This window comes from Paraburkholderia sp. BGA-UO-ETr-F21 (genome assembly GCF_059567925.1).
In genome coordinates this window covers 19,299-45,578 of record NZ_JCAQOY010000030.1, presented here as the reverse complement: position 1 = coordinate 45,578, position 26,280 = coordinate 19,299, and the positions used below count along the sequence as shown (strand labels likewise).

Genomic DNA, 26,280 nt, shown 5'->3' with positions numbered 1-26,280 from the left:
AATGTTCTGAGCGAGTGACGCGCATGGCGCAGCTTTATGCGCGCTTGCCGTCCACCTGCGCGGCGCGCCGCGCGCGTTTCTCCGCGATGCGTTTCATCCGCCGCGTTTGCATCACCACCAGTGCCTGATAGGCGGCCGGCAACGTGCGCGCCAGCCAGTCAGCGGCCCGCGCGTCGCGTCCGATCAGCACGCGCCGTTTGTTCTTGCGCACGCCGTCGAGAATCACACGCGCGGCTTCGTCGGCGGTGGTGATGAAGAACTTCTCGAAGTCGTCCTTGCCCTGCTGTTCGGTTTCCAGCATGAAGCCGACCATGTTCGACGAGATACGGCTCGATTGCGCGATGGCCGTGCGGATGCCGCCCGGATGCACGCAGGTGGCCGACACGCCGCACTTCATCAGGTCGAGTTCCTGGCGCAGTGCTTCCGTAAAGCCGCGCACCGCGAATTTGGTCGCGTTATAGCCGCTCATGCCCGGCTGGGAGAACAGTCCGAACACGCTAGACGTATTGACGATATGCCCCGCACCGGACGCCTTGATGTATGGCAGAAATGCCTTGGTGCCGTGCACCACGCCCCAGAAGTTGATGCCGACGATCCACTCCAGATCGGCGTATTCCATGCCCTCGATGGTGCTCGACAGCGCGACGCCTGCGTTGTTGAACACGAGGTTGACGCGCTGATGCTGCGCGGCGGTTTCGGCGGCCCAGTCGAACATCGCGGCGCGGTCCGCGACATCGAGCACGCGGGTGGTGATGCGCAGCGGCGCGCCGACGATGTGTGGCGCCGCGGCCTGCGCAAGCTGCGCGGTTTCGGCGAGGCTTGCGGCATTGCGGTCGGCTAGCGCGAGGTGGCAGCCTTCGCGCGCGAGCTGGATCGCGAGCGAGCGGCCCATGCCCGAGCCTGCGCCGGTGATCGCGGCCACTCTGTCGGTAAAGTTTTTCATTGGCTTATCTCCATGCACAGCGTTCAATTAGAGCTAGTGCTTCAACCTTTCACTCCGGCCCTATGCGAAATTGTTGTTGTCCTCTCTGAACAGCGCCTGTCGTTATCGTTATGTCCTCTCAGGTCGCCTCCACCGACGCCGTCGCGCCGCCGTGAGCGTGGGCGGGCGGCGGCGACACCATCGGCTCGCTTGCCGGTTGCGGCGCGGGCGAATAAGCAAGGTAGTCGTTCATGCTGAACGTGCTGGTGGCCTGGCGGAATTTGTATGCGAATCCGGGCCACAGCGTGGTGTTCTTGCCGGTTTTCGGATCGAGATACCAGCTCTTGCAGCCGCCCGTCGACCAGATCGCGCGGCCGAGTTTCTGCTGGATCTGTTCGTTGTAGGCACGCTCGACCTGCGGACGCACTTCGATCGCGTCGGCGCGTTCCGCGGTCATCGTCTTCAGTGCGCGCAGAATGTATTCCACCTGCGACTCGATCATGAACACCATCGAGTTATGGCCGAGACCGGTGTTCGGTCCGACGATCATGAAGAAGTTCGGATAACCAGGCAATGTCGTACCGAGATACGCATGCGCGCCGTCGCGCCATGTATCGACGATATCGACGCCGCCGCGCCCGCGCACCACGCCGCGCGGAAATGGATCGGCCACCTGAAAACCGGTGCCGAAGATCAGGCAGTCGGCGCGGTGACGCTTACCGTCGGTGGTGACGACCGCGTCCTCCTCGATACGGGCGATACCGGTGGTCGTCACCGAAACATTCTGGCGCGACAGGGCGGGGAAGTAGTCGTTTGAGATCAGAATGCGCTTGCAGCCCATCGTGTAGTTGGGCGTGAGCGTCGCGCGTAATTGCGGATCGCGCACCTGACGGCGCAGATGCCGCTCGGCGACTTTTTGCGCCGTCTTCATCAGCGAAGGATGAACCGCGAAGCCAAACGCACGCGATTCGAGCATGCAGTAGAGCGCCGAGCGCATGATCTTCTGCGTGAACGGCAGGTGTTTGAATAGCCATTGTTCCAGCGGCTTCACGCGGCGGTCGGCCTTCGGCATGATCCACGGCGGCGTGCGCTGGAACAGATCGAGATGCGCGACGCGCGGCGCGATCTGCGGGACGAACTGGATCGCGCTCGCGCCGGTGCCGATCACGGCGACGCGCTTGCCTTCGAGCGAATAGCCGTGGTCCCACTGCTGTGAATGAAACGCTTTGCCCTTGAAGTTTTCGATGCCGGGAATGTTCGGCATGGCCGCGCGCGAAAGGCCGCCCATGCCCGAGATCAGCACGCGCGCCGACCATTGCTGGCCGTTCGCGAAGGTCAATTGCCAGCGGTGGCGCGTCTCGTCGTAGGTCGCCGTTGCGAGTTCGTGGCCGAAGCGCAGATGCCGCTGCACGCCGAAGCGCTGCGTGCATTCCTCCAGATAAGCGCGGATTTCCGGTTGGCGCGCGAACATACGGGTCCAGCGCGGATTCGGGGCGAAGGAGAACGAATAGAGGTGGGATTGGACGTCGCAGGCGCAACCGGGGTAGTGGTTGTCACGCCAGGTGCCACCAACCGAGTCGGCTTTCTCGGCGACGATGAAATCGCTGATACCGGCCTGGCGCAGGCGGATCGCCATGCCGAGGCCGGCAAACCCAGACCCGATAATGGCGATGTCGGTCTCGATAGGCGCGGACGCGTCCGGCGCCGCGGTGTCGTGAGGCAGCATGCGTGCGTTCATCCGTTCCGTCTCCTTTTTTACTCTCTCGACTGTTACATTGATGGATGTAACAATAGAGGCTGGTAACGGATGACGCAAGAAGGCGGTTAGACGCGCCCCTCTAGGACCGAAGGCACGCGATGTTCACTTCGCGACCAGGGCCGCCGCGACGTCCCGGTTCTGCCAGACGCTGTCTTTCACGGTAATTTTCTGCGGGATCAGATTGGCGCCGTAGAACGCGTCGGCGACGCTCTGCTGCGAGCGCAGGATTTCGTCCGTGACGGGCATCGTGCCGTACGGATAGCGGCGCACCCACGTCTCGACCAGTTTCTGATCGAGACCGACCTTCGGCGCGATCAGCGCGGCGGTTTCCACCGGGTGGGCGTTGACCCACAACCCGGCGGTGCGCAACTGGCCGAGAATCGCGCCGATCACATCGGCATGCTGTTGCGCGAAGTCGCGCGTCGCTTCATAGAAGTTGTACGGCGCGTTCAGTTCGCTGTAGTCGGCCAACGTGCGTGCCTTCAACGCCTGCTGTGCGGACGCGTAGTAAGGGTCCCAGATCACCCATGCATCCACGCTGCCGCTTTCGAAGGCGGCGCGGGCGTCGGCGGGCGGCAGGTACACCGGACGAATGTCCTCGTAGCGCAGCCCCGCTTTCTTAAGCGCCTCAAGTAGCAGATAGTTCGAACTCGATCCCTTCTGCAGCGCGACGCGCTTGCCCTTCAGATCGGCCACGTCATGCAGCGGCGAGTCGTTCTTGACCAGAATGGCTTCGGCGTGACGTCCCGACGGCTCCGCACCCACGTACACGAAGCGCACGCCGCTCGCCTGTGCGAACACCGGCGGCGGCGCACCCGTGTAGCCGAAGTCGATGCTGTTCGCGTTCAACGCTTCGAGCAATTGCGGTCCTGCCGGGAATTCGAACCATTTGATGCTATAGCCCAGCAGCTTGAGCTTTTCATCGAGGGAGCCCTGGGCCTTGAGCACCGCGAGCAAGCCCGATTTCTGATAGCCGATGCGCAATACCCTGGCCGGCTCGCCGGCGTTGCCGCTGGTCTGCGCGGTGGCGCTGAAAGTCGTGAATGCCGCGAGCAGGGCCGCGGCGAATTGAAGCGAAAAACCGGTGTGACGGGCCATCCTGCGAATCTCCATTGCGTTCGATTGGTGTGGCCGCGGTTTGTTTTCAGCGTGATCTGCGCACGTCTGCGCTAGCCATGGCGAGGGCTTGCGGAGGCGCCTGAAAACGTGTTGCGGCGACGTTCGGGGATCGTCGCATGGACGTCCCGCCGATCAAACGAAGCAATGCAGATTTGAATATGACGTGCGCCGGAGGATGGCGCCGTTCACGCGTCGCGCTCGCCGCGTCAGTTGGCGTGTACAAGCACTAACGCGGCCGCGACTGCGCGCAGGCTTACTTTTTCGATTTGTCTTTCTTCACCGCGGCGGCTGTGCCATCGGCGGGATGGCCCAGTTTCTTTTCCATGATGCCCGCGACGCGGTCGCCCAGGTAGTCGCCGGAGGCTTCTTCGAGCGCGCGGTTCATTTCGCTTTCGACCAGCACCATGGCGAGCGGCCGCACGCGCCAGATGGCCTCGACCAGAGCGGGCACGTCGGCGGGCGGCGGTAGCGCGCCGGCCTCGTAGCGGTCCAGTTGGCGAACCACCAGATCGACCAGCGCTTTGGCAACCGCGTTGAAATGCGGCCTTGCGATGCCCACGGCGTCGAGCAGGTCGGCAAGCGGAATGCCTTCCTTCGCCATGGTGGCGCCGGCGGCCAACGCTGTCGGGCTGCCCGACACGAAGGAAAGGCCGTTGCGCTCCAGCAGGCCGAGCTCGACCGCTTTGCCGAGCGCGCTCGGCGAGGCCTTGTCGCCGAACATTTGCAGCAGTTCGATCAGCGAGTATTTTTTTGGCCGCTCGCGTGACCAGCGGCCGCCGATCGCCGTTTCCAGACCGAGGATGGAGCGAAGATCGTGGCCCTCGTCGACGGCCATGATCAGGTCCTGGATGTTGGCTAGCGTGTAGCCGCGTGCGAGCAGATGGTTGATCAGCTTCAGACGCGACACGTGCGTATCGTCGTAGACGCCGACGCGGCCGCGCTTCTCCGGCGGAGCAAGCAGTCCCCGGTCCTGATAGGCGCGCACGTTGCGCACGGTGGTGTCGGTGACGCGCGCGAGTTCGTCGACGGTGTATTCGTTGCGCGGCGAGGCGCTGGCCGGGTCGCCGGAATCGGCGTACAGCGGCGGGACAGGAGGCGGCGTGTTGGGCATGGCGGGATTTTAACGCGCTGGCGCGCGCGGCCGCCAGCGCGCCCGCCGCATGCACGCCGGTGATCGGAACTTTCGCGGGGATGCGCTTATGTTGCCGGTGCTACTTTTGCACGACTCACCGTGGGTGCATTTCTGTCCGCGCATGAACGACGGATTGCGCGACGCATTGCCGAGGTTTCAGACGTGACGGGCGTCGCGCTTCAAACGCCTGCCGGCGCAACGTCGTCCGGCGAGGTCGAATCGCCTTTGCCAAGCGTGCGTTGCATCAACGTGGTGTCGAGCCAGCGACCGTGTTTGAAACCCACCGACTTCAACGTGCCGGTCAATTCGAAACCCAATTGCGTATGCAGCGATAGCGAACCGCCGCTGCCGCCGTCCGCGATCACGGCGACCATCTGGCGCCACGGTCCGGTTTCGCAACGCTCGATCAGCGCCTGGAGCAATACGCGCCCCAGCCCCCGGCCGCGATAGGCGTCGTTCACGTAAATCGAGTCTTCGATTGTGTTGCGATACGCGGCGCGCGGCCGGTACGGCGTCGCGTAGCAATAGCCTGCGACCTCGCCGTCGATCTGCGCGACCATGTACGGCAGCCCATGGCTGCGTACCGATGCGAGCCGCATGCGCAGGTCGTCGACGGAAGGCGGAATTTCCTCGAACGAGGCGACGCCGGTCAGGACGTGGTGTGCGTAGATGGCCTGGATGGCGGGAAGGTCGGCTTCAGTGGCGTCGCGGATCAGCGGGGCGACTTCGCTCGCTGAGGCCGCCGCAGAGGGCGCGGGGCGGGTGGTGCTCATACGTGTTCCTGTCGTGGCGATAAGTCTGCGGATACGTTTTACTATGCCCGCCGCGCGCGCGAATTTGAAGCGAGTCAAAAATCGCCGGGACGTATAGCCGGTATCCGTGCACGGACTGATCGGCCGCGCCGCGCGCACGGCCGGGCTTGCGCCACTCAGTTCGGCCGCACCAGGCGCACGGCCAGGCCTGCGCTACTTAGCTATGCGAGTACGTCTCGGGCTGTGTCACATGCCCGCGATGGTGCCGGGAATGCTTCACCTTGTGTTTCGGGCTGGCTTTCGGCGGCGGCGCGTGATGTTCGTCAGGCGCCGCAGCCGCCGGCGCTTGAGCCTGCGCACGGGGAGCGGGCGCGGGGTGCGCATTGCCTGAAGGCAGCGCGCTTTGGCCTTCGCCGAAACGGAAGGTTTGCGAAGTCTGGGCGTATGCGCCAACAGAGCATGTCAGCGCGGCGGCAGCCAGGCAAATTGAAAGCTTCATGGATCCTCCTTCTGAACGAGCCGGTGAGGATACCTGTTTTCCTGGCAGTCGATCGATCACGTCAGGCGCAGAGGCCCGCTTGCTGCATGTCGAGCGGCGACGCGCGCGTTGAGTCGATGGTCGGTCGTAAGTCGAAGCGAGCGGCTTGCGTCAGAGGTCGTCGAACTGATCGAATTCGCTTTGCAGTTCACGGTTGCGTGCCACGCGTTCGTCGAGGTCCGGCCCGAGCCTGTCGACGATCGCCGAGATCAGCAGATTGAACAGGCAGGTAAGCGGCGCGAGCGAATCCCAGAACTGGCCGACGTCCGTTTTGACCTGTAGCAGATCGCCGTCGAATTCGCGCGCCCACGGACAATAAATGTCGGTGATGAGCGCGAACGGCAGGCCGCGACGTGTGGCGGCTTCGCAATAGCGGCGCGCGACCTTCGAATAGGCGCGGGTGTCGGTGACGATCAGATACGGCGCTTCGAACCCCGAGTTCAGCGAATCGACGTACGAACCCGACATGCCGTCGGAATAGAACACGCGCGGGCGGATGTATTCCAGGTAGCTGTAGAACGCGTTGCTGATGCCGCGCGTGGACTGAATGCCGAGAATGTAGACGGCGTCCGCGTTGGCGATACGCTCGGCCACGCGCGCGAACACCGGCGCTTGGGCGAGCTGATAGACATGCTGGATCGCACCGATCTCGAGTTCGAGCGAGTGGGCGAGCGCGGGGTTGGGCGCGACGGACGAAGCGGTTTCCAGCGGGGTGTCGTCGTGATGGCCCGCGGTGCGGCGGAACGCGTCGAGGCGGTCGGTGATCAGCCAGGGGCGCGCCTGAGCGCCGCGCAGTTCGCGCTTCAGGTCGTCGAGATTCTGGTAGCCGATGCTGCGCAGGAACCGGCCGACCGAAATGCCGCTCGTACCGGCTTGCTGGGCGATCTGGTCGGCGGTTTCGAGACCGAGCCGGTCGAGGTTGGCCAGCATATAGCTGGCGACGCGTTTGGAGGTGGGGGTGAGTTCGGCAAAGCGGGCTTCGACGGTTTGAGCAAATGCGGTCGGCATCGTAGTCGCGTGGCGGGGCAGTGGTTAATCGATCATCGGGATGATGACATATTCAACCGGCTGCTCGCGCCGAGTGCGTCTGAAAGGTGGCCGACGCGAAGGCGTACCGCGGACGATGCGCCCATCAGGCAACCGGCCGCGCCGGCGCCGCCCGTGAGAAGCGCCGTGCGCCCGCCACGCAGGCCACGACCACGACGGTGACGAGAATCATCGCGAGCGGCACCTGTTCGTGCAGGAGCAGTCCGGCAAGCATCAGGCCGAAGAACGGCTGCAGCAGTTGCAGTTGTCCGACGCCCGCAATGCCGCCGAGCGCGAGGCCGCGATACCAGAACACGAAGCCGATCAGCATGCTGAAAAGCGACACATAGGCGAGGGCCCAGAGCGCCGCGTGACTGACTCCGTCGAACGATGCGGGGCGAGCCCACAAGGCGAGCGGAAGCATGAGCGGCAGCGACAGCACGAGCGCCCACGAAATCACTTGCCAGCCGCCGAGATGGCGCGACAGACGCGCCCCTTCGGCATACCCCAGCCCGCAGGCGACGATGGCGGCCAGCATCAGCGCGTCGCCAACGGGCGATGCGTCGAGCCCGTGACGCAGGGCGAAGGCCACCACGGCGCCGCTACCGAGTGCCGAGAACAGCCAGAACGCCGGTTGCGGACGCTCGCCGCCGCGCAGCACGCCGAAGATCGCCGTGGCGAGCGGCAGGAGGCCGACGAACACCACGGCATGCGCCGAGCTCACGTGCCGCAGCGCCAACGCCGTCAGGAGCGGAAAGCCGATCACCACGCCGAGTGCGACTACCACGAGCGGGATCAGGTCGCGGCGCGCGGGGCGCGCCTGGCGAAACACGAGTAACAGCAACAGGCCGAGCGTGCCGGCGATCGTTGCGCGCGCGACCGTCAGGAACAGCGGGTCCAGGCCTTCGACGGCGATGCGCGTGGCCGGCAGCGAGCCGCTGAAAATCAACACGCCTATGAAGCCGCTCAGCCAGCCGTTGGTTGTCTTGTCCATCCGGAGAGTCCATGCGTGAGGAGAGAGAACGCATAGCATCGGTTATCCGACCATGGACAGTAAGGTACGGATCGGTACAAATCGCCCAAACTGTATCGAGGAATGGAGCGGTACAGCGGCTACGCGACTTGCCACCCGCTGATACGGATTACCTTCGGCGGCAATGTTCCGGCTTCGTCATAAAGGTCTTATCGTGTCTATCATGAACTTGGAGTTCAGGGGATTGCGCCGATCACTTCAGGAGACGAACATGAGCAAGCTGACCACCACGATCAAGCACGAGTTCATGGAGATGCTTCCGCCGACCATCTACTTCTTCGTGATTCTCCACATTGTCGCGATCATGCGCGCGCTGATTACCCGAGGCTATGACGTGACGTTGCCGACATCGGTTTCCGTGACCATCGCCGCGCTCATTCTCGGCAAATCGGTGCTGATCGCCAACATGCTGCCGTTCATCAACCGGTTTCCCGAGAAACCGCTGATCTGGAATATCGGCTGGAAAACGGTGATTTATACCTTGGTGGCTTTGATCGTGCATTACCTGGAGCATCTTTACGAATACTGGAAGGAGGCGCCGAGCCTCGCCGCCGCCAACGGCAGGTTGCTCGCCGATCTCAACTGGCCGCATTTCTGGGCCATCCAGATTCTGCTGGTGACGCTGATCGCGATCTACTGCGTCGTTGCCGAGCTGGTTCGCGTGATCGGCCGTGACAGGTTCATGGCAATGTTCTTCGGTCCCATTCCGCCGAAGGCGACCGGCCAGGCTGCCCGCTAGTCCAGTCGCTCCCGGTCGCGCGAGAGGCGCGTTTGTCGCTGCCAACCCTATTTACATAGCAGAAGCAGCCGTTCCTGATCAGAACACGTGGGGCGCGGTTTCGGCGCGGCTTGGGCCGCGGTGGCATTGATCGCGGCGCTCTTATTCGCGAGACATGCGCGCAGATGCTTCTCGACTGGCGAGTAGTATTTCCATCCACGCACGAGCGTCGGCAACTCCAGCTTCACCTGCTTCCACTTCGGGTGGCCATGCTCCTGGAGATTGTCGAAGTTGGCGCATAGCGAGTCGGCAAAGTGATTCAGATTGCCGACGGTATCGCGTAGACCGTAATCGTAGGTGACGAGAAAGGCCTTGACGGTCAGCGTGGGAACATCTTCCTTGAGCCAGTTCGGATAGCTGGTTGCGCGGATCGTCGCGGGGAAATAGGTCTGTTTGGCGCGGGCGGTTTCGGGTGCGGCCTGGTCGACCTTCAGGAGGCGGATCTGCTGCAGCAGGTCGGGATTCATGTCGTTGAACAGTTTCGCCGGCTGGCCGACCACGATAATCGCGACGTCCACTTTCTTCACGATCAGCGCGGCGAGCGCGTCCTCGTTGCTCAGATGCTGGATGTTCTGCTCCGGAATCGCCTGACCGAACATCAGGTGGTAGAGCGTGGTGGCCGATTGCGCGGTGCCGCTGCCGATCAGTCCGACACTGATGCTTTTGTCCTTGATGTCGGCGAACGTCTTTAAAGGCGAATCCGCGCGCACCACGACGTTAATCTCTTCGTCATAGAGCGGCATGATGAGCCGCAGCGGCCGGATTGCCGTGCCCGCGTCGGCGTTGCCGGCGTTGGCCATGTCGATATACGCCTGGTACACATCGGATTGCACCAGCGCGAGCTTGACCCCCGGCTCGAAGCGCATGCGCTGCACGTTTTCAGCCGAGCCTTTCGACGCCATCACTTCCAGATCGATGCCCGCCGGCTGCGCAACCCATTTCGATAGATCCTGGCCAATCTGGATATACGTGCCCCGTTCCGGACCGGTGACGATCTTGTAATGCGCCGGCTCCGCGCAGGCCAGCGAAAATACGACCATCAGCGCCAGCCCCAACCATCCCGCCAGAAGTCTCTTTAGCATGGTCTATCTACCTATCGGTCAGGTTCGTACAGCTTCGCGCGTCGGCACGCGAAGCACCAGTGAGCCGGTTTGCCATGTCATGTTCTATGTGCTGAGAAAGCCACGTCCGTCTGTTACCTCTCAAACCACGGGCGCTTATGCGCGCCCTTATGCATTCGGATGCCGCTCACGTCGACTATGTGTTTTGGTATCCAGAATATTGTTCACTGCTTGAGTGCGGTGCCCGCGCCGGGCTTGGCGGCATTCGCGTTCGCGCGGTTCCAGCCGGAGTCTTTGATCGCGCGTTCGCGCGCTTCGACACTGTTGTTGTCGGGCGCCGTGGTCGCGGGGCGGGGACCGCCCATTGCGGCCTGATTATTCGCCGGCATACCTTGGGGAAGCGGGGTTTGCAGTTGAGCCACCTGCTGAGACGGTGGTGCGGCTTGCGCTTGTGCAGTCGGTTTGACTTGCGGCGCGGTGCCCGCTGCGGCGTGCGGGGTGAGCGGTGCCCAACCGGTCTCGCGAATCACGCGGGCCAGAATGGACTTCGCAGTTTCATTGCCGGTGTCGAGCACGAGCGCCTCGTTGGCGTGCTGACGGGCGCAAGGCCACGACTGCTGCGCGGCGCAAGTTTGCGCCGCCTGCAACGCGGCGTCGCGGCGTGCGAGCAGGGGCTTCAATTCTCCCGCCAGGTCTTGAGCGTCGGAATTGCCTGGTTGCAGCGCCTGAGCGGCGCCGAGCGCGGCTTGTGCTGAAGAGAGATCGTTGCCGCGCAACGCGAGGCGCGCTGATTGCAAGGCCTGTGCGGCATCGCTGAACCGGGGCGGCGCGGGTTTGACGGGCGCCGCCGCAACAACAGGCGGCGTGACGGGCGCCGCCGGTATCACCTGAGCCGGCTTCGCGGGGTTAACCGACACGGCGGGTTTGCCCGCAGCGGCGAGCTGGTTGTCGGACTGAGCCGGTGTGTACGGCGCGATCGTGCCGGTCGTCGTTCTGGCATCCTGATTAGTTTCGTTATCGGCGGACTGGCCGCCATTTCCGCTCGACAGATCGCGATCGCTGAATAGCGAATATCCGACATACCCCAGGCCGATGACGACAACCGCCCCGATGGCATAGAGCGCCCTGCGAATCGAAATCGTCCCATGGCTCGTCGCTTTAGCCGGTTGGGAAAGATGCGGCGCCGGTGCGTCCGGCGACACGAGCGCCGAGGCGGGTAGCGCGGTCTCGCCGGTAACGGGTTCGCCAGCGACCATCGCACGCGACGCGAAGTTGGTTTCGTCCAGTGTTGATGGATCGAGGTTGTTCTTTTGCGCAGCTTTCGTAGTGGCGCTCGCGCGACTGCCGGGAATCACGGTGCGCTTGTGCGGACCCGCGTCGAGCGGATGCACCGCACCGCAATAGGGACAATAGTCGACTTGCCTGTACAGTGCCCCGCCACACCGTTTGCAGGGCGTCGGAAAACTGTGTCCGATCAGTGTCTGGGTGGACATGCTGTGACCCACCTTTGTAAAACAATGCCATTACGGCATGTTCCGGATCATGTTGAAGCGGGAGCAATGTCCGCGGAAATCACGATCCACATGCGCCGGAGAGTCCTCAGCGGCAAGCCCAAGCTTGCGGTGCCGCTGCTCGCAATATGTGGCGTTTCGATCAGAACGTCAATCGACGTTGCTACCTATCCTATGTGCGCTAGCGAACATTCACAGGTACGACGAATTGCACTCCATGCCGGCAGGACGAACGGCTGCGGAGATTTTTTCACACCTTTCGATTCACGCAAAAAACAGAACGAGGTCGGCGCGCATGGCGTTCGACCTCGTCTTTGTCGCGGTTTTCACCGTCGTTAAGCGCTTGCATCAAGCGCTTAACGCAAGCGGCACGATAATCAGTGTTTACGTAGAGGATGATCCTTCAGCAGCCACGCGAGCGCGAACGCCAATACCACCACGCACGCAGCCGAGAGGTACACCGTGTGCAGCGCGCCGGCGAACGCCTGCAGATAGTCGTCGCGCAATGCTGGCGGCAACTGATGAATCGCGGCGGGCCCGAGCGCATGCGGCAATTCGGTGTCCGCCGGAATCAGCTTTTCCAGACGCGCGGCGAGGCCGTTCGAGAACACGGCGCCGAAACCGGCCACGCCGATCGAGCCGCCGATCGAGCGGAACAACGTCGCGCCCGAAGTGGCCACGCCCATGTGCTTGAACTCGACGGTGTTCTGCACGGCGAGAATCAGCACCTGCATCACCATGCCGAGACCACAGCCGAGAATGCCCATGTCGATATACATCACATGAATCGGCGTATTGATCTGCAGGCGCGCGAGCAGCAACATCGCGATCGCCACGAGGAACGTGCCGGCAATCGGGAACATGCGGTATTTGCCGATCTTGCTGATCACGCGGCCGGTCACCATCGACATCAGGAACAGGCCGCCCATCATCGGCAGCATCTGCATGCCAGCTTGCGACGGCGTCGAGCCTTTGACCACCTGCAAATACAACGGCAGGAACGTCACCGAGCCGAACAGCGACACGCCGATGATGAAACCAATCAGGCTGCTCAGCAGAAACGTGCGCTGTTTGAAGAGTTCGAGCGGCATGATCGGTTCGACGGCGCTGCGTTCCTCGTGAATGAAGCCCCAGATCGCCACGAGGCCCATGCCCAGCGTGAACCATAGTTGCGGCGACGACCACGGCAGGATCGTGCCGCCCTGGCTCGTGAACAGGATGATGCAGGTGAGGGCGCCGGCGAGAAATGCGGCACCCATGTAGTCGATCGTGTGCTTCACTTGGCGCACATGCGGCTTGAAGACCGCGCCGATCACGACGAGCGAGATGATGCCGAGCGGCAGGTTGATGTAGAAGATCCAGCGCCACGTCAGGTGCTCGACGAGAAAGCCACCGAGCAGCGGGCCGACGACGGTCGCGAGACCGAACACGCCGCCGAACACGCCTTGATAGCGGCCGCGTTCAGCCGGCGGAATCACATCCGCGATGGCGGCCATCGTGACCACCAATAAACCGCCGCCGCCGAGACCTTGCAGCGCGCGCAGCACGATGAGCTGCGTCATGTCCTGCGCGACGCCGCACAACGCGGAGCCCACCAGGAAGACGATGATTGCGGTCTGGAGCACGATCTTGCGGCCGAACAGATCGCCGAACTTGCCGTACAGCGGCACGACGATCGTCGAGCTGAGCAGGTATGCGGTCACTACCCATGACAGGTTGTTGAGCCCGCCCAGTTCGCCGACGATGGTCGGCAGCGCGGTCGAAACGATCGTCTGATCGAGCGCGGCGAGCAACATCACCAGTAGCAGCGCCGGAAACAGCAGGCGGATCGGCGGGTGATCGCCAGCCTGCGTGCCGTCCTGCGCGTGAGGGTGCGTCAGCGCGGCGGGTTGAGTCGTGGTCGATTGATCCATGGCATTGGGTCGTTGAAATTAATTAATTTAGAGATTAATATATGCGACATCGCGTTACCAGTCAAATCGAGTGCAATGGCAAGAATTCCGTCCGACGATCCAGCGGTGAAGAACGCCCCGAGCGACACGGCTACCGTGAAGGTTCGCCGGCCGCGGGCGGCGCGCGGGCGGCCCGTTGAAGCGGAGGACGGCGCGCCAGCAAGCCACGAGGCCACCGTGCCCGCCCGGCGGCCGGGCCGGCCGTCCGGCGCGGCGCGTGGCGTCGAGCAGCGCAACCGTCTGCTCGACGCGGCGCTCGAGTTGTTTGCGCGACAGGGCATTGTCGACACCACGCTTGGGGAGATTGCTCGCGAGGCCGGCTTCACGCCGGCGATGATGCATTACTACTTCAAGACGCGCGATCAGCTGCTCGACGTGTTGATCGACGAGCGTTTCGCTCCGTTGCGCGCCGGGCTGGGCGTGCCGTTCCAGGAAAATCCCGACGATCCAGTGGCGGCAATCACGCAACTCGCGCAGCGGATGGTGCGGGTGGCCGTCGACAACCCGTGGTTTCCATCACTGTGGGTGCGCGAAGTCATTAGCGACGGCGGCTTGCTGCGCCAGCGCATGCATGAACGCTTTGGCGACGCGCATCAGAAGGCGTCGCTGTTGGCCATCGCGCGCTGGCAGAAAGAGGGACGGCTCAACGCGGGGCTGGAACCCGCGCTCGTCTTCGTCACGCTACTAGGGCTGACGATTTTGCCGCTGGCTGCGTCGAAACTGTGGCGTAACGATCCCATGCGTCGCAACATCGGCGGCGAGGAAATTGCCCGGCATGCCGTGGCGTTGCTGCTGCAGGGAATGGGTCCGAAGAAGGGAGGTTGACGCGGAGGGCTGCCGCCTGCGCATGTCCGCTCATTGCGCCTCTCCTCGTTTCCCGTTTCCCGTTTCTCGCTTTAAGCTTCTCGCTCGCCGCTCGCCGCTCGCCGCTCGCCGCTCGCCGCTCGCCGCTCACTGTGCCGCGCGTACATGCTGCGAATTCTCATGACCGGCCCACACGCTACACCGCCTTTCCACGCTATTCCGGTCTCACGCTTTCCGTTTCTGCTTCCACGCTTCGTAAGCGGCCTTCGTCGCATCGTTTGGCGGGTAGGTGCCCGGCAAGGCCGCGCCGTCGCGAATCCGCTCGGTGAGAAACGCTTCGAGTTGCTCCTGTTCGGCGGCGGCTTGGGCGATCTCGTCGGCCATTTTCAGCGGAATCACCACGACGCCATCCGCATCGCCTACGATCACGTCGCCGGGAAACACGGCGACGCCTCCGCAGCCGATCGGCACATTGATATCCACCGCATGATGGCGGATCAGGTTGGGCGGCGCGCTGGCGCCCGCGCAGAACACTGGAAACCCTAAAGCGGTGATCGTCGGGCTGTCTCGCACGGGGCCGTCGGACACCATGCCCGCCACGCCGCGAACCTGCAAACGTTGCGTCAGGATCGAACCGAACGACGCACTGCCGCGCTCGCCGCGGCAATCCTGCACGAGCACGTGGCCGGCCGGAATCGTTTCGACGCACTTGCGTTGGGCGTACTCGGGATCGGCAAACAATTCCAGCACGTCGATGTCCTCACGCGACGGAATGTTGCGCAACGTAAACGCCGGCCCGACCAGATTCGCGCCGCTGTGCGCGGCAAGCGGCGCGACGCCTTGCATGAACGTGTTGCGCAAGCCGCGTTTGAACAGCTGGGTGGTGAGTGTCGCGCTACTGACGTGACGAAGTGCTTCGAGCGTGGCGGAGTCGAGATCGGGCATGGTGTAGGACGGCCTCCGGGTTGAGAGTGGTGAATAGCGAGAGGGCATGCGCGGCGTACGGCCTGCGGCGCGACGGGCCGCTGAAACGTCCCGATACTGCCCGCGCACACGATGATAGCGCCACGCATGTCGCGCCACCCGTCACCCGTCACCCGCTGCCAAGCCGCCACCCGCCACACAATCCAACCTCTCCGCACGGAAGCCGGCGAGGCACGCTACGTGCTACCGATGGGGTGGACGTTAATGCAGACGGCATCAAGCACCACCGCCGGCATCGCAACGAACAGGAATGTGAAAAGAGACGCTGGGCGGGATAGGCCGTGCCGAATGGGATTTGCACGAGCCGCCGTGGCGAATCGGGAGTCGGCATCGGTCGGCCATGACAATGGCGCCGAGCGCCGGTTTTTCATTGGCGTGCAATTTTGGCGCATTACTGGCGCACGCGTTGGCGCTCAGGCCATGTTTTACAATCGCGGGCTTGTTTGCAACTCGGCGCATGAAATCGAGTCGGACCATGAACAGCACTATCGCAGCCGCGCAGATCGGCGGCAAACAGCAGAGTGACACGTTGGCCACGTCTGACGGCCTAACCGGTTTTTTAGAGCAACAACAGAAAATGAATGCAGCATTGAGACTCGATCAGGCCACGATCGTGCTCGTAGAAGACGACCCGGATAGCCGGGAATCGCTGACCTTGCTACTCGAAGCAGAAGGCGCGCATGTCGTCGCCGTGGCGGATGCGGAAGAGGGCGTGGAGGCGGCGCTGCGATTGTTGCCCGACGCCGTGGTATGCGACCTCGAACTGCCCGCCATGGATGGCTTCTATCTGATCCAGCGCTTGCGCGACCACGAGATTCGCGGGGATCACGTGCCTTCAGTGGCCGTCGCGCTCACCGGCCATACCGACGACGCTTACCGGTTACGAAGCATCGGCGAAGGTTTTCAGCACTTCATGACCAAACCGGCTTTGCCGGAAGACCTCGTGAAGTTGCTGCACGACGCGATCGACGCTCGCGCTGCAGGCTGAATACAGCAGGACGGCCTCGCAGCAGATGGTCTGCCAATATCTGTGGCGCGCGGCAGTCGCGTTCCTTCGGATCCGCCGAGTGCCGCTTGCAGTTTCGGACGCCCGGCGCCTGAGCGGCGAGCCGCCACTGCGCGGTCCGCGAACCGGCCGGCCTCGCTGCCGCTATTTGACGGTGGCGACGGGCGCGGCCGGATCAGGGTTCGACGCCGCTGCCTCCGCTGCCTGACAGGCGGAGCACAATCCCTTTAATTCGATTTCATCGCTCGCGAGCCGGTAGCCCGCGTCTTCGATTTGCGTGACCAGCGCCTGGCGCAGCTTGGGCTGATGCAATTCGGTGACGTTGCCGCATTGCTGGCAAACCACCAGAATGCCATGCTGACATTGCGTCAGATCGTGGCAAACGGTGAACGCATTGATCGATTCGATGCGATGCACGAGCCCCGCCGAGAGCAGAAAATCCAGCGCCCGATAAACGGTGGGCGGCGCCGAGCCGGGATGGATCTGGCGCATCTCGTCGAGGAGCGAATACGCTTTGGTCGCGCGCCCGGAATTCAACAGCAATTCGAGCACTTTACGACGGATCGGCGTGAGTTTTTCGCCGCGTTCGCGGCAATATTCTTCCGCGAGTGTCAAGGCGGCTTCCTGCGAGTCACCGTGCGTGTGCCCCGGCTCATGGGTGTGAGCGGAGTTGGTCGGGGCGGCTTTGTGGATGGTCGCGGCGGGCTTGGCAGTCTTCATGCGTCGATTATAAAGGCCATCGTGCCTCGCTGTGCCAGCGCGCGGCGCGCCGCACGAGTGCGCGGCGGGCCGGACTCGCGCAACAGCGGCAGAAGCACGGCGTGTGACCGGAGCCTTGGCCACACGCGGCCAGATCGGACAAACGCGACGGCTCAATCAAGTCAGCGGAAAGTCGACATACTTCTTGAAACCCGTGCGCGTCGCAATGCGCGAATACCAGCGCTGCAGATTCGGCAGCGGCGGACGCTCGACGCCGTCCACGCCGAACCAGCGTTTCGCGTACGCGCCGATCACGATGTCGGCCAGCGTGAACTTCTCGCCTTCGAGAAAGAAGCGCCCTTGCAGATGCGTGTCCAGCATGCGCCACAGAACGGCGACGGCGTTGAAGTCGCTGGCGAGTTTGGTGGTGTCGCGCTCGGCGGCGGGTGTGCGCACGAGCGCCCAGAACACCGGACGCTCGGCGGGTTGCAACGTGGACAACGACCAGTCCAGCCAACGGTCGATGCCGGCGCGCGACCTCGGGTCAGAGGGATACAGCAGGCTGGCTTCGCCGTATTGCAGCACCAGATAGCGCAAAATCGAATTCGATTCCCACAGCACGAAGTCGTCGTCGACCAGCGTCGGAATCTTGCCCGTCGGGTTCATCGCGAGATAGGCGGGTTCGTCGTTGCGGCCAAATTGCAGGCCAGCGTCGATTCGGTCATACGGCAGCACCAACTCATCGCAGCACCACAAAACTTTCTGGACGTTGACCGAATTGGCGCGTCCCCAGATCGTAATCATCCGGTAAATCCTTCCTTGACAGTTGGCAAGCCGCGCCCGTCGCGCGGCGTTCAACCAGTAACGATACACGATGCGCGTGCCAGTGCGCGCCGCCGGGCGGCAACCGGCCGTGCCGGACGAACCGGGCGGTACGCCTGAAAGCGACGCTGCGACAGGCATTCGGCAATACGCATGCGTTGCGTACAATGAGCCCACCCGAATTCGACGAGGCACGCATGGCCCGTATCATTCCCGACGACTGGAAGAGCCTCGCCGCCACCGGCGCGGCGGCCCGCGAGCGCGAAACACTGGCGTTGCTGGAAGAAGCGCTTCCCGATGGCTACACCGTCTATCACGGCGTGCACTGGACACGGCTGAACCAGAACTTCTCGGTGTTCGGCGAAGCCGACTTCGTGATCGTCAGTCCGGCCGGGCGAATGATGATCGTCGAACAGAAAACCGGCTTCCTGCGCGAAACGCCGAAAGGGCTCGTCAAGGTCCACTTGCAGACCGAGCGCAATGTGGCGATCGCGCTCGCGCACACCGTCGAAAGTTTGCACCGGCGCTTTACCGCGGCCTTCGGCGCGGGTACGTATTTCATCGAGGAACTGTTGTATTGCCCGGATCACATCGTCAAGGACACGGCGATTGCCGGCGTGAATCCCGCCCGGATCGTCGACGCCACGCGTAAGGACCGGCTCGCGGCGGTTATCCGCGAAGCGTTGCCGGCCGATGAGCCGCGCCTCGCGATCGCGCCAAAAATTCACCATTTTTTCGCCGACGAACTGGCGCTCACGCCCGACGCGAGCGCGCTGCTCGGGCAGGCGGGCACGCTCGTCACGCGTCTGGCGGGCGGCCTCGCCACGTGGGCGAGGCGGCTCGAATTCTCGCCGTTCCGCTTGCGCGTAATCGGCACGGCCGGCTCCGGCAAGACGCAACTCGCGGTGCAGGTCATGAAAGACGCGGTGGCGCGCGGCCAGCAGCCGCTCTATGTGTGCTTCAACCGGCCGCTGGCGGATCACATCGCGCGGGTGGCGCCGCCCGAGGCGAAAGTGGCGAACTATCACCAGCTATGCGACTGGATCGCGCGTGATGCCGGCCGCGAACCGGATTTCCAGGCGGGCGGCGTGTCCCCCAACGGGACTTCGCTCGCGGCGTTCGATCAGCTGGAAACGATTTTCGCCGAAACGCCGATCGGTCCGCGCTGGCAATTCGATGTTCTGATCGTCGACGAAGGCCAGGACTTCCAGCAGCCGTGGGTCGCCGCGCTCGAGCGCCTGTTGCGCCCAGGCGCCGCGTGGTGGTGGCTCGAAGATCCGCTGCAGAATCTGTACATGCGTGAACCGGTCGCGCTGCCCGGTTGGACTACGCTGAAAGAGACCACCAACTATCGCAGCCCGCGTGACATTCTCGACTATGTGCGCAACGTGGTCGGCGCGTCGGTGCCGGTCGCGGCGGCGCTCGCGTCGGGCAGTCCGTTCGACGGCTCCGATATCTCGCTTTCCACCTACGACGGAGCCAATGCGGCCGAAAGCAGCATCGAAGCCACCAAGCGCGCTATCACGCAGGCGCTCTCGCTCGGCTTTCGCAAGCAGGACATCGTGGTGCTGTCGTTTCGCGGCCGCGAAGGCTCGGCGATGACCGCGCTGGATCATCTCGGGCCGCATCGGCTGCGTAGTTTCACGGGTAAGTACGATCTGTTCGGCACCCCGGAGTACCGCGAAGGGGACGTGCTGTTCGAATCGATCTACCGCTTCAAGGGGCAGGCGGCGCCGTGCGTGATTTTCACCGAGGTCGACTTCGAGACCTTCGACGAGCGTATCGCGCGCAAGCTGTTCGTCGGCGCCACCCGCGCGACGATGAAGCTGATCGTCGTCGCGTCGCAACGGGCCGCGCGGCATCTGCATTTGCGCGACGGCAAGGAGACGAAGGAAGTGAAAGAGGCGCGCGAAGGTTAGCAGCGAGCAGGTCCGTTGCGGTTGGTCAGGCCGTTGGGACCACCTGGGCGATCGAGGTCATCTGGACCTATCAGGCCACTTGAGCCATTCACGCGCTCAAACCCACGCACGCGCGCCGACCAGCATGCCGGTTTGCGTGTGCGCGTCCCACCAGATCACCCGCAAGAGCGGCGCCTGTTGTGCGATCAGCAGCGCCTGCACTGGATCGCTCTCGATAAAATGCGTGACACCGCCGCGCAATGCGGCCGTAGCCTTGTGAGCGGCGCTGCCGGCGGGACTTTCATCGTGCGTGTCGGGCGTTCGCATCAGCAGTTGCAGGTGGCCAAAACCGTGCCGTGCAAGCCACGCTTCGGTACGCGCGCGATCCACTTCCGGCCGTCCGGTGATGATCGTTAGAACCTGCTTCAGGTCGATGCCGGGCAGCACGTCGAATGGCAGCAGTGCATCGCGTTCGGCGAGCGCGGCGGCGAGGTCTTCGTCATAACGCGTGAGCGGCACGTCGGGCAGCAGAATGCCGTCCAGGTCGATCGCGTACGTGGCGTATTCGTGATCGTCCGCCATCGCGGGTGCCTCGCCTGCTTCGACGCGCGCCCAGTCGTCGCGATAACGCTCGGTGTAGGCCTGGCGTTCCCACGGGAACAAGGCGAAGTAGCCGCGAGCATCGATCGTATAGTCGGGTTGCATGCGGCTCAGCTCGTCCGCGGCACCGGTCAGCGTTCTGACCACGAGGCCTTGCTGCTGAAGAAACGCGATGCAATCGGTCAGCGTGAAACCGCGCCCCGCGATGTCCTCGCACAGCAGCACGTTCGAGCCTGCCGGCGGAATCGGCAGCGTCGAATCCCAGGCGACCGTGCGTGTCTGGCGGTCGTAGCGCAGGAAGGCGACCGGCGTGCCGACCGCATGCGACACCATCAGCGCGAGCGGGGCGCCGCCCCGCAGAATGCCGATCGCCATCGTGAAGCGCTCGGCCAGCAGGGCTGGTTGCAGCGACTCGATCCAGTGATCGAGTTGTTCGTACGTCAGGGGCAAGACCGGCTTGTTCATGACTCGTAGGGAGGCGCGTGGCGCGTGTGGGGCAACTGTTTCTGGCGCGGAAGCAGCGTACGGCGCTCGCGCCGCCGCGGTTCCTCGTTTTTGAGACAGAGAATTTTGGCGATATTATGCATGCGGTTCAAAGATCGCGCGTCGGAGGCAACGGGTGGCGGGCGCGGCAACAGATCGGACCCGGGGCCTGTCAGGCCGCCCGCAGGAAATTAGATAACGGAATATAAAAGCAGATGACCAGCTCGACCGCAGGGGTGAAGGGCAGCAAATGTGCAATCTGGGCCGCGGGCGTCGTTCTCGCACTGGCCGCATGGGGCGCACAGGCTCAGTCGGACCTGCCACCTTTATCGCTCGATGTGCGCGGCAAGATCGGCAAGACGAGCGATGCGTCCCACCAGACATATCGCTTCACCGAGGCTCAACTGCTCGCGCTGCCGGTCCACGCGATCACGACCGCGACTACCTGGACGCCGCGTTCCACCTTCACAGGCCCCTTGCTCGCGGATATTCTGAAGACGGTCGGCGCGTATGGCAGTCAGGTCGAAATCCATACGCTCGACGACTACACCTACACCGTTCCTGTGTCGGACTGCGATCGCTACGGCGTGATCGTCGCGTACAGCATGAATGGTCGGCGTCTTAAGATCAGCGACTTCGGGCCGCTGTTCCTTATTTACCCGCGCGATGCGTTCCCCGATGAACTCGCGGGCGCTTCGGGCGATTCGAAATTCGTATGGCAGATCAAGGCCCTCATCGTCAAATAGTGCGCCGCCCGTGGCGCCGTGTCGTGTACGTGCTGATCTGGCTGACCGCGCTCGCGGCGCCGGCGGGCGCGATCGGCTACCTGTTGTACGCGAATCTGCTCAACCCGCGCACCACCGAGCAGTTGACGGGCACCTACGACGGTTTCTACTGGGATGCCGCGCAGTTGCAGATTACCTACGCGCGCTTCGAGAATCAGTTGCTGCTCTATCAGTCGGGCGTGGACGACGACTATCAGCGATTGATGCTGCGTTATCAGCTGCTGCAATCGAAACTCCATGTGCTGGCGGGCTCGACGCGCCGGCTGACCACGCAGCTCTCGCTGCTGCAAAGGCAACTGGACGAGATTCATTCGCTCGATCAGTTGCTGGGTGGCATCGAGCCCGAAATCGATGCGTTGCCGAAAGATCGCAGCCAGGCCAACCGGATCGTCGCGCAACTGCGCCAGCACTGGAACGAGGTCAACGATCTCGCACTGAGCCGCCGTTTCGCCGATGTTGCCGACCGCGAAGCGATGAACCGCGATTTCATCGACAAGCGCCGCATGCTGTTCGCCGGCGGTCTGTTGCTGCTGTTGCTCTCGGCGGCGGCGACACTGTTGCTCGTGTTGAATGGGCGGCGCCGCACGCGTCTGATGCGCCAGCAGCACGCGGCGCTCGAAGCCGAGCACCAGGCGAGCCGCGCGGCGCGCGAGGCCAGTCACGCCAAGGACGCGTTTCTCGGCATGATCAGTCACGAACTGCGCACGCCGTTGCACGCCATTGTGTCGTCGATCGAGTTGCTGGGCTTCAACTATCACTCCGAAGCGGACCGCAAGGTGATCCAGCGGCTCGATACCGCGGCGCGGCATCTGGAAGCGCAGATGAAGGACCTGACCGACTATGCGCGCCTCGGCGCCGGTAAACTGGAGTTGCGTCACGAACATTTCGAGCCGCGCGAGTTGCTGGCGTCGATCGTCGACGAACACGCGATGTCTGCCGCCGCACGCGGTCTGCGGCTCGAAAGCGAGGCGAGCGGGATGAGCGGCCTGGTCGATTCCGATCCGCACCGGATTCGCCAGATCGTCAACAACCTCGTCACCAACGCGATCCGTTATACCGAGACCGGCACCGTGCGCGTGCAGTTGCGGCAGCGGCCGGCGCTGCTGATGTTCGTCGTCAGCGATACGGGGCCCGGCGTGCCGCATGCGCAGATTCCGCTGATCTTCCAGGAGTTCACCCAACTGGACGCGTCGCGCACGCGCCGCTTCGAAGGCGCGGGGATGGGGCTCACGATCGTGCAGGGACTGGTCAAACTGTTCGGCGGCACCGTCGAGGTGGCGAGCAAGGTGGGCGAGGGCACGACCTTTACCGTGACCATTCCCGTCACGTCGGTCGCCGCCGCCGAGCCGCCGGATGTGACGGCGAACGCCGAGCCCGCGGGCGCGCGTCCGTGCGTGCTGATCGTCGACGACAACCGTCTGATTCGCGAGTCGCTCAGCGAAATGGTCGCGTACATGGGTTTCGACGCGCACGCCGTCGCCAATGCCGACGATGCGCTCGCCTGGCTCGACGCGCGCCGCTGCGACGTGGTGCTGCTCGATCTGCATATGCCCGAGCGCGACGGCTACACGTTTCTCGCGGATTTTGCCGCGCGCGGCGGGCCCTCCGCCGGCGTGCCGGTGATCGTGGTGAGCGCGTATGCGCCGGACGAGGACAATGACACGTACGCCGGCTCCCGGCCGTTCGTCGAAGCGCTACTGAAGCCGGTGCATTACGAGCAGCTTCGCAGCGCGCTGCAGCGGGCCCTGGCTTCGCGGCGCATGGTGTGACTCGCGTTGAGGCCGCTCAGGGCCGCTCAAGGCCGCTCAAGGCCGCTCAAGGCCGGTTCAACCGCTTCGACAGATCGGCCACCAGAATCGCCATGCGCGCGGGCTTTTCATAACACGCGACGTCGTAATTGCGGATCACCTGGCTGATCTCCGATTCGCTGGCCTTGCCGGTCAGCAATTCACCGGTCAGCACGAAAATCGGCGCGTCCGGGTTTTCCGAGGCGCGCACCGCGCGAATCGCGGCCGCCGAGGTTTGCGGGCCGAACAGCCAGTCGATCACGACACCGTCGAACACCTGGGTTTGCAGTTGTTCGGTAAAAGCCGCGAGTCCGTAGATCGCCACCGCCGTGAAGCCACTGCGCTCCAGATAGTCACGCAGGTTGTCGGCGCTTGCCTGATCGTCGTCGACCACGGCGATAGTCGGCTTGTCGGTTTCCGCGCGACGCGGATAGATCTCGATCTTGTGAACCTCGTACGCGCTTTGGTAGAGCGTGCCGTCGTGACGCGCCACGCGCCATTGACCGAGCCTGGAATACGCGACGAATTCCGGGCGGCTGCCCGGCTCGAGCGCGGCGCCGATCCAGGCCGTGCAGGCCAGTTCGATTGCGCCGACGCTGAACACGGCTTCCTGGGCGATCGCGCCGACCATGCCCGGATCCAGCGATTGCGCGCCGAATAGCTGGGCGGCAGGTTCGCCGTACACCTCGGCGACCTTCTTGATCTGGGATAGAGTCCACGGGCTGTTACCGCGCAGCTTGCGGTGCCCCTGTGAAAAACTCAGATCGAGGATGCGGCACAGTTCCGTGGTCTGCTGGCGTTTGCCGATTCCGTGCCGGCTCATCAACTCGCGCACGCGCTCGGCGACTGCGATGGAGTCGGGTGAGTTTGTTTCGTTGGCCATACTGCGTGAGAATCCGCCGTCTTAATGGGTACTGGGGAGCGCGATACGACAGGCGCGACACTGCCATGCACATTCATTGCGCATTGACGCGGCTACGCGGGGGACAGCAAATGTACCGTAAAAAGTATCGCAGTCTGTAGTTTTGTTGAGCGTCGCCGAGCCCATCAGGATGAGTGTCGAAACAGGCTGGTGCGGCGATCGTTTTATGCATTGAGCATGAATTGTATTTTACCGATTAAACCGTGCCGCATCGGTGAAGAAATACGCCGAACGGGGCAAGCCGCCCGACAGGCCTAGTCTGCGGGCATGCTGGCGAGCTTCGCCGCCGAGCTTGTCAGGCCTTTGAAAATCCGTTCGGCGACCCTGGCCGGAAAACGCTCGGGCAATTCCGCCGAGACCCGCTCGATCACGCCGGGGGTCTGTTCGATCAACCGCTGGATCAACGGTTCCGCGTTTGCGCCGTATGAGCACTTCAGCGCCATCGTGTTGAAGTGGCGCCGCTGCACGTCGCGAAACGCGTCGTGTTTGCTGCGCGACCACATGCCCATGGCGAGCCTCGCCTTGAACCACGACCACTGGTTCGGGCCGCTGCCTTCCACCGGCCAGATCGACATCACGTCGTAGAGCGGCGTCAGGCGGTAGTGGCCGCCCGCCAGCAGGCGAATGCTGAAATTTTTCGCGTGACCGTCCGGCGCCGCCAGCATCCAGAACAGGATCTGGCTCGCCAGCAGCGTTTCGATGTCCTGCCGGGCCTCGACCGATTGCTGGAGAATCCGCGCAAGGTCGAGCACGCCCGGGCCGCCTTCGTTTTCATATTTGCGATGCGACGGCACGCCGTACACCTGGCAGAAGTCTTCCTGCGGCAGGCGCAACAGCCATTGCCCGCTCGAATGCAACTGGCGGTCGAAGCGTTCGACGCTCAACACCCGTTGCTTGCCGAACGTCACGATCTCCGTGTTGGCGACGGGCAGGCCGAAGGCGTGCAGAATCCGCAGACAGAGCCACTCGTTTTCGACCGAGGTGCTGAGATCGGCGAGTTTATTGCCGACGAGGCCGAGCGGCAGCTTGAAAATGTGCGTGGTGGGCGTGGCGCCGTGCGGCCTTTGCCACTTGCCCTCGTGCCACAGCAGCGCGGTTTTTTCCTGCGCGCCGGCGAGCGAGATGCGGAAATCGTGCGTTTCGTCGGGCGCGCCGAGCGCAGGGTTGCTGACCGTGCGCGCCAGCATGGCTTCGATTTCGGCGTCCGTGAGCGGCGTGCCTTCGATTCGTTCGACACCTTGTGGCGCGTCGTCCTCGGCGAGTAACTGGACGGCGCCCACGCAGTCGCGGCCGATGGCTTGCAGCAGGTCGAACGCGTCGAGCGTCTCGGTCCGGTAGCGTTGGGCGATGCGCTTTCTGATTGCCTCGCTGTCGGGCAGCAGATTGTCGAAATAGTTGAGGACGCGCGAACCCTTGTGCGCCAGATTGCCCGGCGTGAACGGCATCGACAGGGACAGGGGCCGTCCCGCGGGCGAGGCGACCCACGCGGGATCATAGGCAAACTCCATGGGGCCGCGCCCGGGCAGGCGCCAGACGCCGACCCGCTCGCCATTGGCCCACACGGAGAGCGCGCGTGAGTGAGTTTGGCGGCCCATGTTCACCACTCGACAAGAGGCGCGGGGCCAGGCAGCGTCTGACTCTTGTCGCGCAATTGCAATTGCAGACCGTAGATGCCGCACAAGGCCAGCAACTGGGCGAGAGTAAGGGCGGCTGCGTCGGTTTCGAGTGCCGAAATGCGGCTTTGGCTGACGCCGATCCGCGCCGCCGCCTCGGCCTGCGTGAGTCCGGCTTGCCGCCGGCTGGCGGCAAGCAACTGGGCCATCTGATCCGGCGTGGCGATGAGGTGGAGCATGGCAAATTATCCGCAACACGAATAAATGCATTTTATGCGCCACACGCATATCTGT

24 protein-coding genes are annotated in these 26,280 nt (G+C 63.6%); 6 read left to right on the top strand and 18 right to left on the bottom strand.

Annotation, left to right across the window (positions count from 1 at the left end; all coding sequences use genetic code 11):
* Positions 1-34: 34 nt before the first annotated feature.
* The 8 genes from AC57B1_RS19790 to AC57B1_RS19755 form a co-directional block, all read right to left on the bottom strand.
* Complete coding sequence (locus AC57B1_RS19790) at positions 35-943, bottom strand: SDR family NAD(P)-dependent oxidoreductase (protein WP_408349491.1); 909 nt, start codon at positions 941-943, stop codon at positions 35-37.
* A 118-nt stretch (positions 944-1,061) separates the two neighbouring features.
* Positions 1,062-2,660: a flavin-containing monooxygenase gene (locus AC57B1_RS19785; protein ID WP_496418378.1), complete on the bottom strand. Its 1,599-nt coding sequence runs from the start codon at positions 2,658-2,660 to the stop codon at positions 1,062-1,064.
* Positions 2,661-2,783: 123 nt separating this feature from the next.
* The gene (locus AC57B1_RS19780) at positions 2,784-3,779 is read right to left on the bottom strand and encodes a sulfonate ABC transporter substrate-binding protein (RefSeq protein ID WP_496418377.1); all 996 of its coding nucleotides are present in this window, start codon (positions 3,777-3,779) and stop codon (positions 2,784-2,786) included.
* Between the two features lie 274 nt (positions 3,780-4,053).
* A complete protein-coding gene (locus AC57B1_RS19775) occupies positions 4,054-4,911 on the bottom strand; it encodes a MerR family transcriptional regulator (RefSeq protein ID WP_496418376.1) in 858 nt (285 codons plus the stop codon).
* A 200-nt stretch (positions 4,912-5,111) separates the two neighbouring features.
* A complete protein-coding gene (locus AC57B1_RS19770) occupies positions 5,112-5,705 on the bottom strand; it encodes a GNAT family N-acetyltransferase (RefSeq protein WP_408349500.1) in 594 nt (197 codons plus the stop codon).
* A gap of 196 nt (positions 5,706-5,901) precedes the next feature.
* The gene (locus AC57B1_RS19765; RefSeq protein ID WP_496418375.1) at positions 5,902-6,183 is read right to left on the bottom strand and encodes a hypothetical protein; all 282 of its coding nucleotides are present in this window, start codon (positions 6,181-6,183) and stop codon (positions 5,902-5,904) included.
* 150 nt (positions 6,184-6,333) lie between these two features.
* Positions 6,334-7,230: a sap1 transcriptional regulator SapR gene (gene sapR, locus AC57B1_RS19760; RefSeq protein WP_496418374.1), complete on the bottom strand. Its 897-nt coding sequence runs from the start codon at positions 7,228-7,230 to the stop codon at positions 6,334-6,336.
* Between the two features lie 124 nt (positions 7,231-7,354).
* Positions 7,355-8,242: a DMT family transporter gene (locus AC57B1_RS19755; RefSeq protein WP_091802007.1), complete on the bottom strand. Its 888-nt coding sequence runs from the start codon at positions 8,240-8,242 to the stop codon at positions 7,355-7,357.
* 250 nt (positions 8,243-8,492) lie between these two features.
* On the opposite strand from AC57B1_RS19755, the gene AC57B1_RS19750 reads away from it, so the two are divergent.
* Positions 8,493-9,020, top strand: coding sequence for a hypothetical protein (locus AC57B1_RS19750; RefSeq protein WP_091802004.1), 528 nt, complete (start codon positions 8,493-8,495; stop codon positions 9,018-9,020).
* A 47-nt stretch (positions 9,021-9,067) separates the two neighbouring features.
* Here the strand turns inward: AC57B1_RS19750 and AC57B1_RS19745 are convergent, their stop codons facing one another.
* From AC57B1_RS19745 to AC57B1_RS19735, 3 genes are all read right to left on the bottom strand, one after another.
* Positions 9,068-10,141: a TAXI family TRAP transporter solute-binding subunit gene (locus AC57B1_RS19745; protein WP_091802001.1), complete on the bottom strand. Its 1,074-nt coding sequence runs from the start codon at positions 10,139-10,141 to the stop codon at positions 9,068-9,070.
* A 203-nt stretch (positions 10,142-10,344) separates the two neighbouring features.
* Positions 10,345-11,613 carry a hypothetical protein gene (locus AC57B1_RS19740; protein WP_408349511.1) on the bottom strand — a complete coding sequence of 423 codons (1,269 nt, stop codon included), beginning with the start codon at positions 11,611-11,613 and terminating at the stop codon, positions 10,345-10,347.
* 395 nt (positions 11,614-12,008) lie between these two features.
* Complete coding sequence (locus AC57B1_RS19735; RefSeq protein WP_496418373.1) at positions 12,009-13,544, bottom strand: MDR family MFS transporter; 1,536 nt, start codon at positions 13,542-13,544, stop codon at positions 12,009-12,011.
* A 75-nt stretch (positions 13,545-13,619) separates the two neighbouring features.
* Here AC57B1_RS19735 and AC57B1_RS19730 point away from each other — a divergent pair, with 75 nt between their 5' ends.
* Positions 13,620-14,408 carry a TetR/AcrR family transcriptional regulator gene (locus tag AC57B1_RS19730; RefSeq protein ID WP_496418372.1) on the top strand — a complete coding sequence of 263 codons (789 nt, stop codon included), beginning with the start codon at positions 13,620-13,622 and terminating at the stop codon, positions 14,406-14,408.
* A 204-nt stretch (positions 14,409-14,612) separates the two neighbouring features.
* On the opposite strand, the gene AC57B1_RS19725 is transcribed toward AC57B1_RS19730, so the two are convergent.
* Positions 14,613-15,332, bottom strand: a complete 720-nt coding sequence (locus AC57B1_RS19725) for a ribonuclease activity regulator RraA (protein ID WP_496418371.1) — start codon at positions 15,330-15,332, stop codon at positions 14,613-14,615.
* 514 nt (positions 15,333-15,846) lie between these two features.
* On the opposite strand from AC57B1_RS19725, the gene AC57B1_RS19720 reads away from it, so the two are divergent.
* On the top strand, positions 15,847-16,359 hold the full coding sequence (locus AC57B1_RS19720) for a response regulator (RefSeq protein WP_408349522.1): 513 nt from the start codon (positions 15,847-15,849) through the stop codon (positions 16,357-16,359).
* A gap of 162 nt (positions 16,360-16,521) precedes the next feature.
* Here the strand turns inward: AC57B1_RS19720 and AC57B1_RS19715 are convergent, their stop codons facing one another.
* Positions 16,522-17,097, bottom strand: a complete 576-nt coding sequence (locus tag AC57B1_RS19715) for a Fur family transcriptional regulator (protein WP_496418370.1) — start codon at positions 17,095-17,097, stop codon at positions 16,522-16,524.
* Between the two features lie 156 nt (positions 17,098-17,253).
* A complete protein-coding gene (locus AC57B1_RS19710; RefSeq protein WP_408349528.1) occupies positions 17,254-17,880 on the bottom strand; it encodes a glutathione S-transferase family protein in 627 nt (208 codons plus the stop codon).
* Between the two features lie 215 nt (positions 17,881-18,095).
* Here AC57B1_RS19710 and AC57B1_RS19705 point away from each other — a divergent pair, with 215 nt between their 5' ends.
* Entirely contained in the window at positions 18,096-19,817 is a 1,722-nt protein-coding gene (locus AC57B1_RS19705; RefSeq protein WP_496418369.1) for an ATP-binding domain-containing protein, read from the top strand.
* A gap of 96 nt (positions 19,818-19,913) precedes the next feature.
* Here AC57B1_RS19705 and AC57B1_RS19700 read toward each other — a convergent pair whose 3' ends face one another.
* Positions 19,914-20,861, bottom strand: a complete 948-nt coding sequence (locus AC57B1_RS19700) for a phosphoribosyltransferase family protein (protein WP_408349534.1) — start codon at positions 20,859-20,861, stop codon at positions 19,914-19,916.
* Positions 20,862-21,094: 233 nt separating this feature from the next.
* On the opposite strand from AC57B1_RS19700, the gene AC57B1_RS19695 reads away from it, so the two are divergent.
* Together AC57B1_RS19695 and AC57B1_RS19690 are read left to right on the top strand one after the other, a co-directional pair.
* Entirely contained in the window at positions 21,095-21,625 is a 531-nt protein-coding gene (locus AC57B1_RS19695) for a putative pterin-binding protein (RefSeq protein WP_408184945.1), read from the top strand.
* A complete protein-coding gene (locus AC57B1_RS19690) occupies positions 21,595-23,433 on the top strand; it encodes an ATP-binding protein (RefSeq protein WP_496418368.1) in 1,839 nt (612 codons plus the stop codon). Before AC57B1_RS19695 ends, AC57B1_RS19690 begins: the two co-directional genes overlap by 31 nt.
* Positions 23,434-23,479: 46 nt before the next feature.
* Here AC57B1_RS19690 and AC57B1_RS19685 read toward each other — a convergent pair whose 3' ends face one another.
* The 3 genes from AC57B1_RS19685 to AC57B1_RS19675 form a co-directional block, all read right to left on the bottom strand.
* Positions 23,480-24,334, bottom strand: coding sequence for a helix-turn-helix domain-containing protein (locus AC57B1_RS19685; RefSeq protein ID WP_496418367.1), 855 nt, complete (start codon positions 24,332-24,334; stop codon positions 23,480-23,482).
* Between the two features lie 293 nt (positions 24,335-24,627).
* A complete protein-coding gene (locus tag AC57B1_RS19680; protein WP_496418366.1) occupies positions 24,628-25,968 on the bottom strand; it encodes a type II toxin-antitoxin system HipA family toxin in 1,341 nt (446 codons plus the stop codon).
* Between the two features lie 2 nt (positions 25,969-25,970).
* Positions 25,971-26,225, bottom strand: a complete 255-nt coding sequence (locus tag AC57B1_RS19675; RefSeq protein WP_408349546.1) for a helix-turn-helix transcriptional regulator — start codon at positions 26,223-26,225, stop codon at positions 25,971-25,973.
* Positions 26,226-26,280: the final 55 nt, after the last annotated feature.

Bases quoted from the DNA above. Each gene is read 5' to 3' on its own strand.
- sapR (WP_496418374.1), bottom strand. From the start codon at position 7,230: ATGCCGACCGCATTTGCTCAAACCGTCGAAGCCCGCTTTGCCGAACTC.
- AC57B1_RS19785 (WP_496418378.1), bottom strand. From the start codon at position 2,660: ATGAACGCACGCATGCTGCCTCACGACACCGCGGCGCCGGACGCGTCC.
- AC57B1_RS19750 (WP_091802004.1), top strand. From the start codon at position 8,493: ATGAGCAAGCTGACCACCACGATCAAGCACGAGTTCATGGAGATGCTT.
- AC57B1_RS19735 (WP_496418373.1), bottom strand. From the start codon at position 13,544: ATGGATCAATCGACCACGACTCAACCCGCCGCGCTGACGCACCCTCAC.
- AC57B1_RS19770 (WP_408349500.1), bottom strand. From the start codon at position 5,705: ATGAGCACCACCCGCCCCGCGCCCTCTGCGGCGGCCTCAGCGAGCGAA.
- AC57B1_RS19705 (WP_496418369.1), top strand. From the start codon at position 18,096: ATGGCCCGTATCATTCCCGACGACTGGAAGAGCCTCGCCGCCACCGGC.
- AC57B1_RS19690 (WP_496418368.1), top strand. From the start codon at position 21,595: ATGGCAGATCAAGGCCCTCATCGTCAAATAGTGCGCCGCCCGTGGCGC.
- AC57B1_RS19680 (WP_496418366.1), bottom strand. From the start codon at position 25,968: ATGGGCCGCCAAACTCACTCACGCGCGCTCTCCGTGTGGGCCAATGGC.
- AC57B1_RS19720 (WP_408349522.1), top strand. From the start codon at position 15,847: ATGAACAGCACTATCGCAGCCGCGCAGATCGGCGGCAAACAGCAGAGT.
- AC57B1_RS19790 (WP_408349491.1), bottom strand. From the start codon at position 943: ATGAAAAACTTTACCGACAGAGTGGCCGCGATCACCGGCGCAGGCTCG.
- AC57B1_RS19780 (WP_496418377.1), bottom strand. From the start codon at position 3,779: ATGGCCCGTCACACCGGTTTTTCGCTTCAATTCGCCGCGGCCCTGCTC.
- AC57B1_RS19745 (WP_091802001.1), bottom strand. From the start codon at position 10,141: ATGCTAAAGAGACTTCTGGCGGGATGGTTGGGGCTGGCGCTGATGGTC.
- AC57B1_RS19685 (WP_496418367.1), bottom strand. From the start codon at position 24,334: ATGGCCAACGAAACAAACTCACCCGACTCCATCGCAGTCGCCGAGCGC.
- AC57B1_RS19715 (WP_496418370.1), bottom strand. From the start codon at position 17,097: ATGAAGACTGCCAAGCCCGCCGCGACCATCCACAAAGCCGCCCCGACC.
- AC57B1_RS19755 (WP_091802007.1), bottom strand. From the start codon at position 8,242: ATGGACAAGACAACCAACGGCTGGCTGAGCGGCTTCATAGGCGTGTTG.
- AC57B1_RS19765 (WP_496418375.1), bottom strand. From the start codon at position 6,183: ATGAAGCTTTCAATTTGCCTGGCTGCCGCCGCGCTGACATGCTCTGTT.
- AC57B1_RS19695 (WP_408184945.1), top strand. From the start codon at position 21,095: ATGACCAGCTCGACCGCAGGGGTGAAGGGCAGCAAATGTGCAATCTGG.
- AC57B1_RS19725 (WP_496418371.1), bottom strand. From the start codon at position 15,332: ATGCCCGATCTCGACTCCGCCACGCTCGAAGCACTTCGTCACGTCAGT.
- AC57B1_RS19700 (WP_408349534.1), bottom strand. From the start codon at position 20,861: ATGAACAAGCCGGTCTTGCCCCTGACGTACGAACAACTCGATCACTGG.
- AC57B1_RS19730 (WP_496418372.1), top strand. From the start codon at position 13,620: ATGGCAAGAATTCCGTCCGACGATCCAGCGGTGAAGAACGCCCCGAGC.
- AC57B1_RS19675 (WP_408349546.1), bottom strand. From the start codon at position 26,225: ATGCTCCACCTCATCGCCACGCCGGATCAGATGGCCCAGTTGCTTGCC.
- AC57B1_RS19710 (WP_408349528.1), bottom strand. From the start codon at position 17,880: ATGATTACGATCTGGGGACGCGCCAATTCGGTCAACGTCCAGAAAGTT.
- AC57B1_RS19775 (WP_496418376.1), bottom strand. From the start codon at position 4,911: ATGCCCAACACGCCGCCTCCTGTCCCGCCGCTGTACGCCGATTCCGGC.
- AC57B1_RS19740 (WP_408349511.1), bottom strand. From the start codon at position 11,613: ATGTCCACCCAGACACTGATCGGACACAGTTTTCCGACGCCCTGCAAA.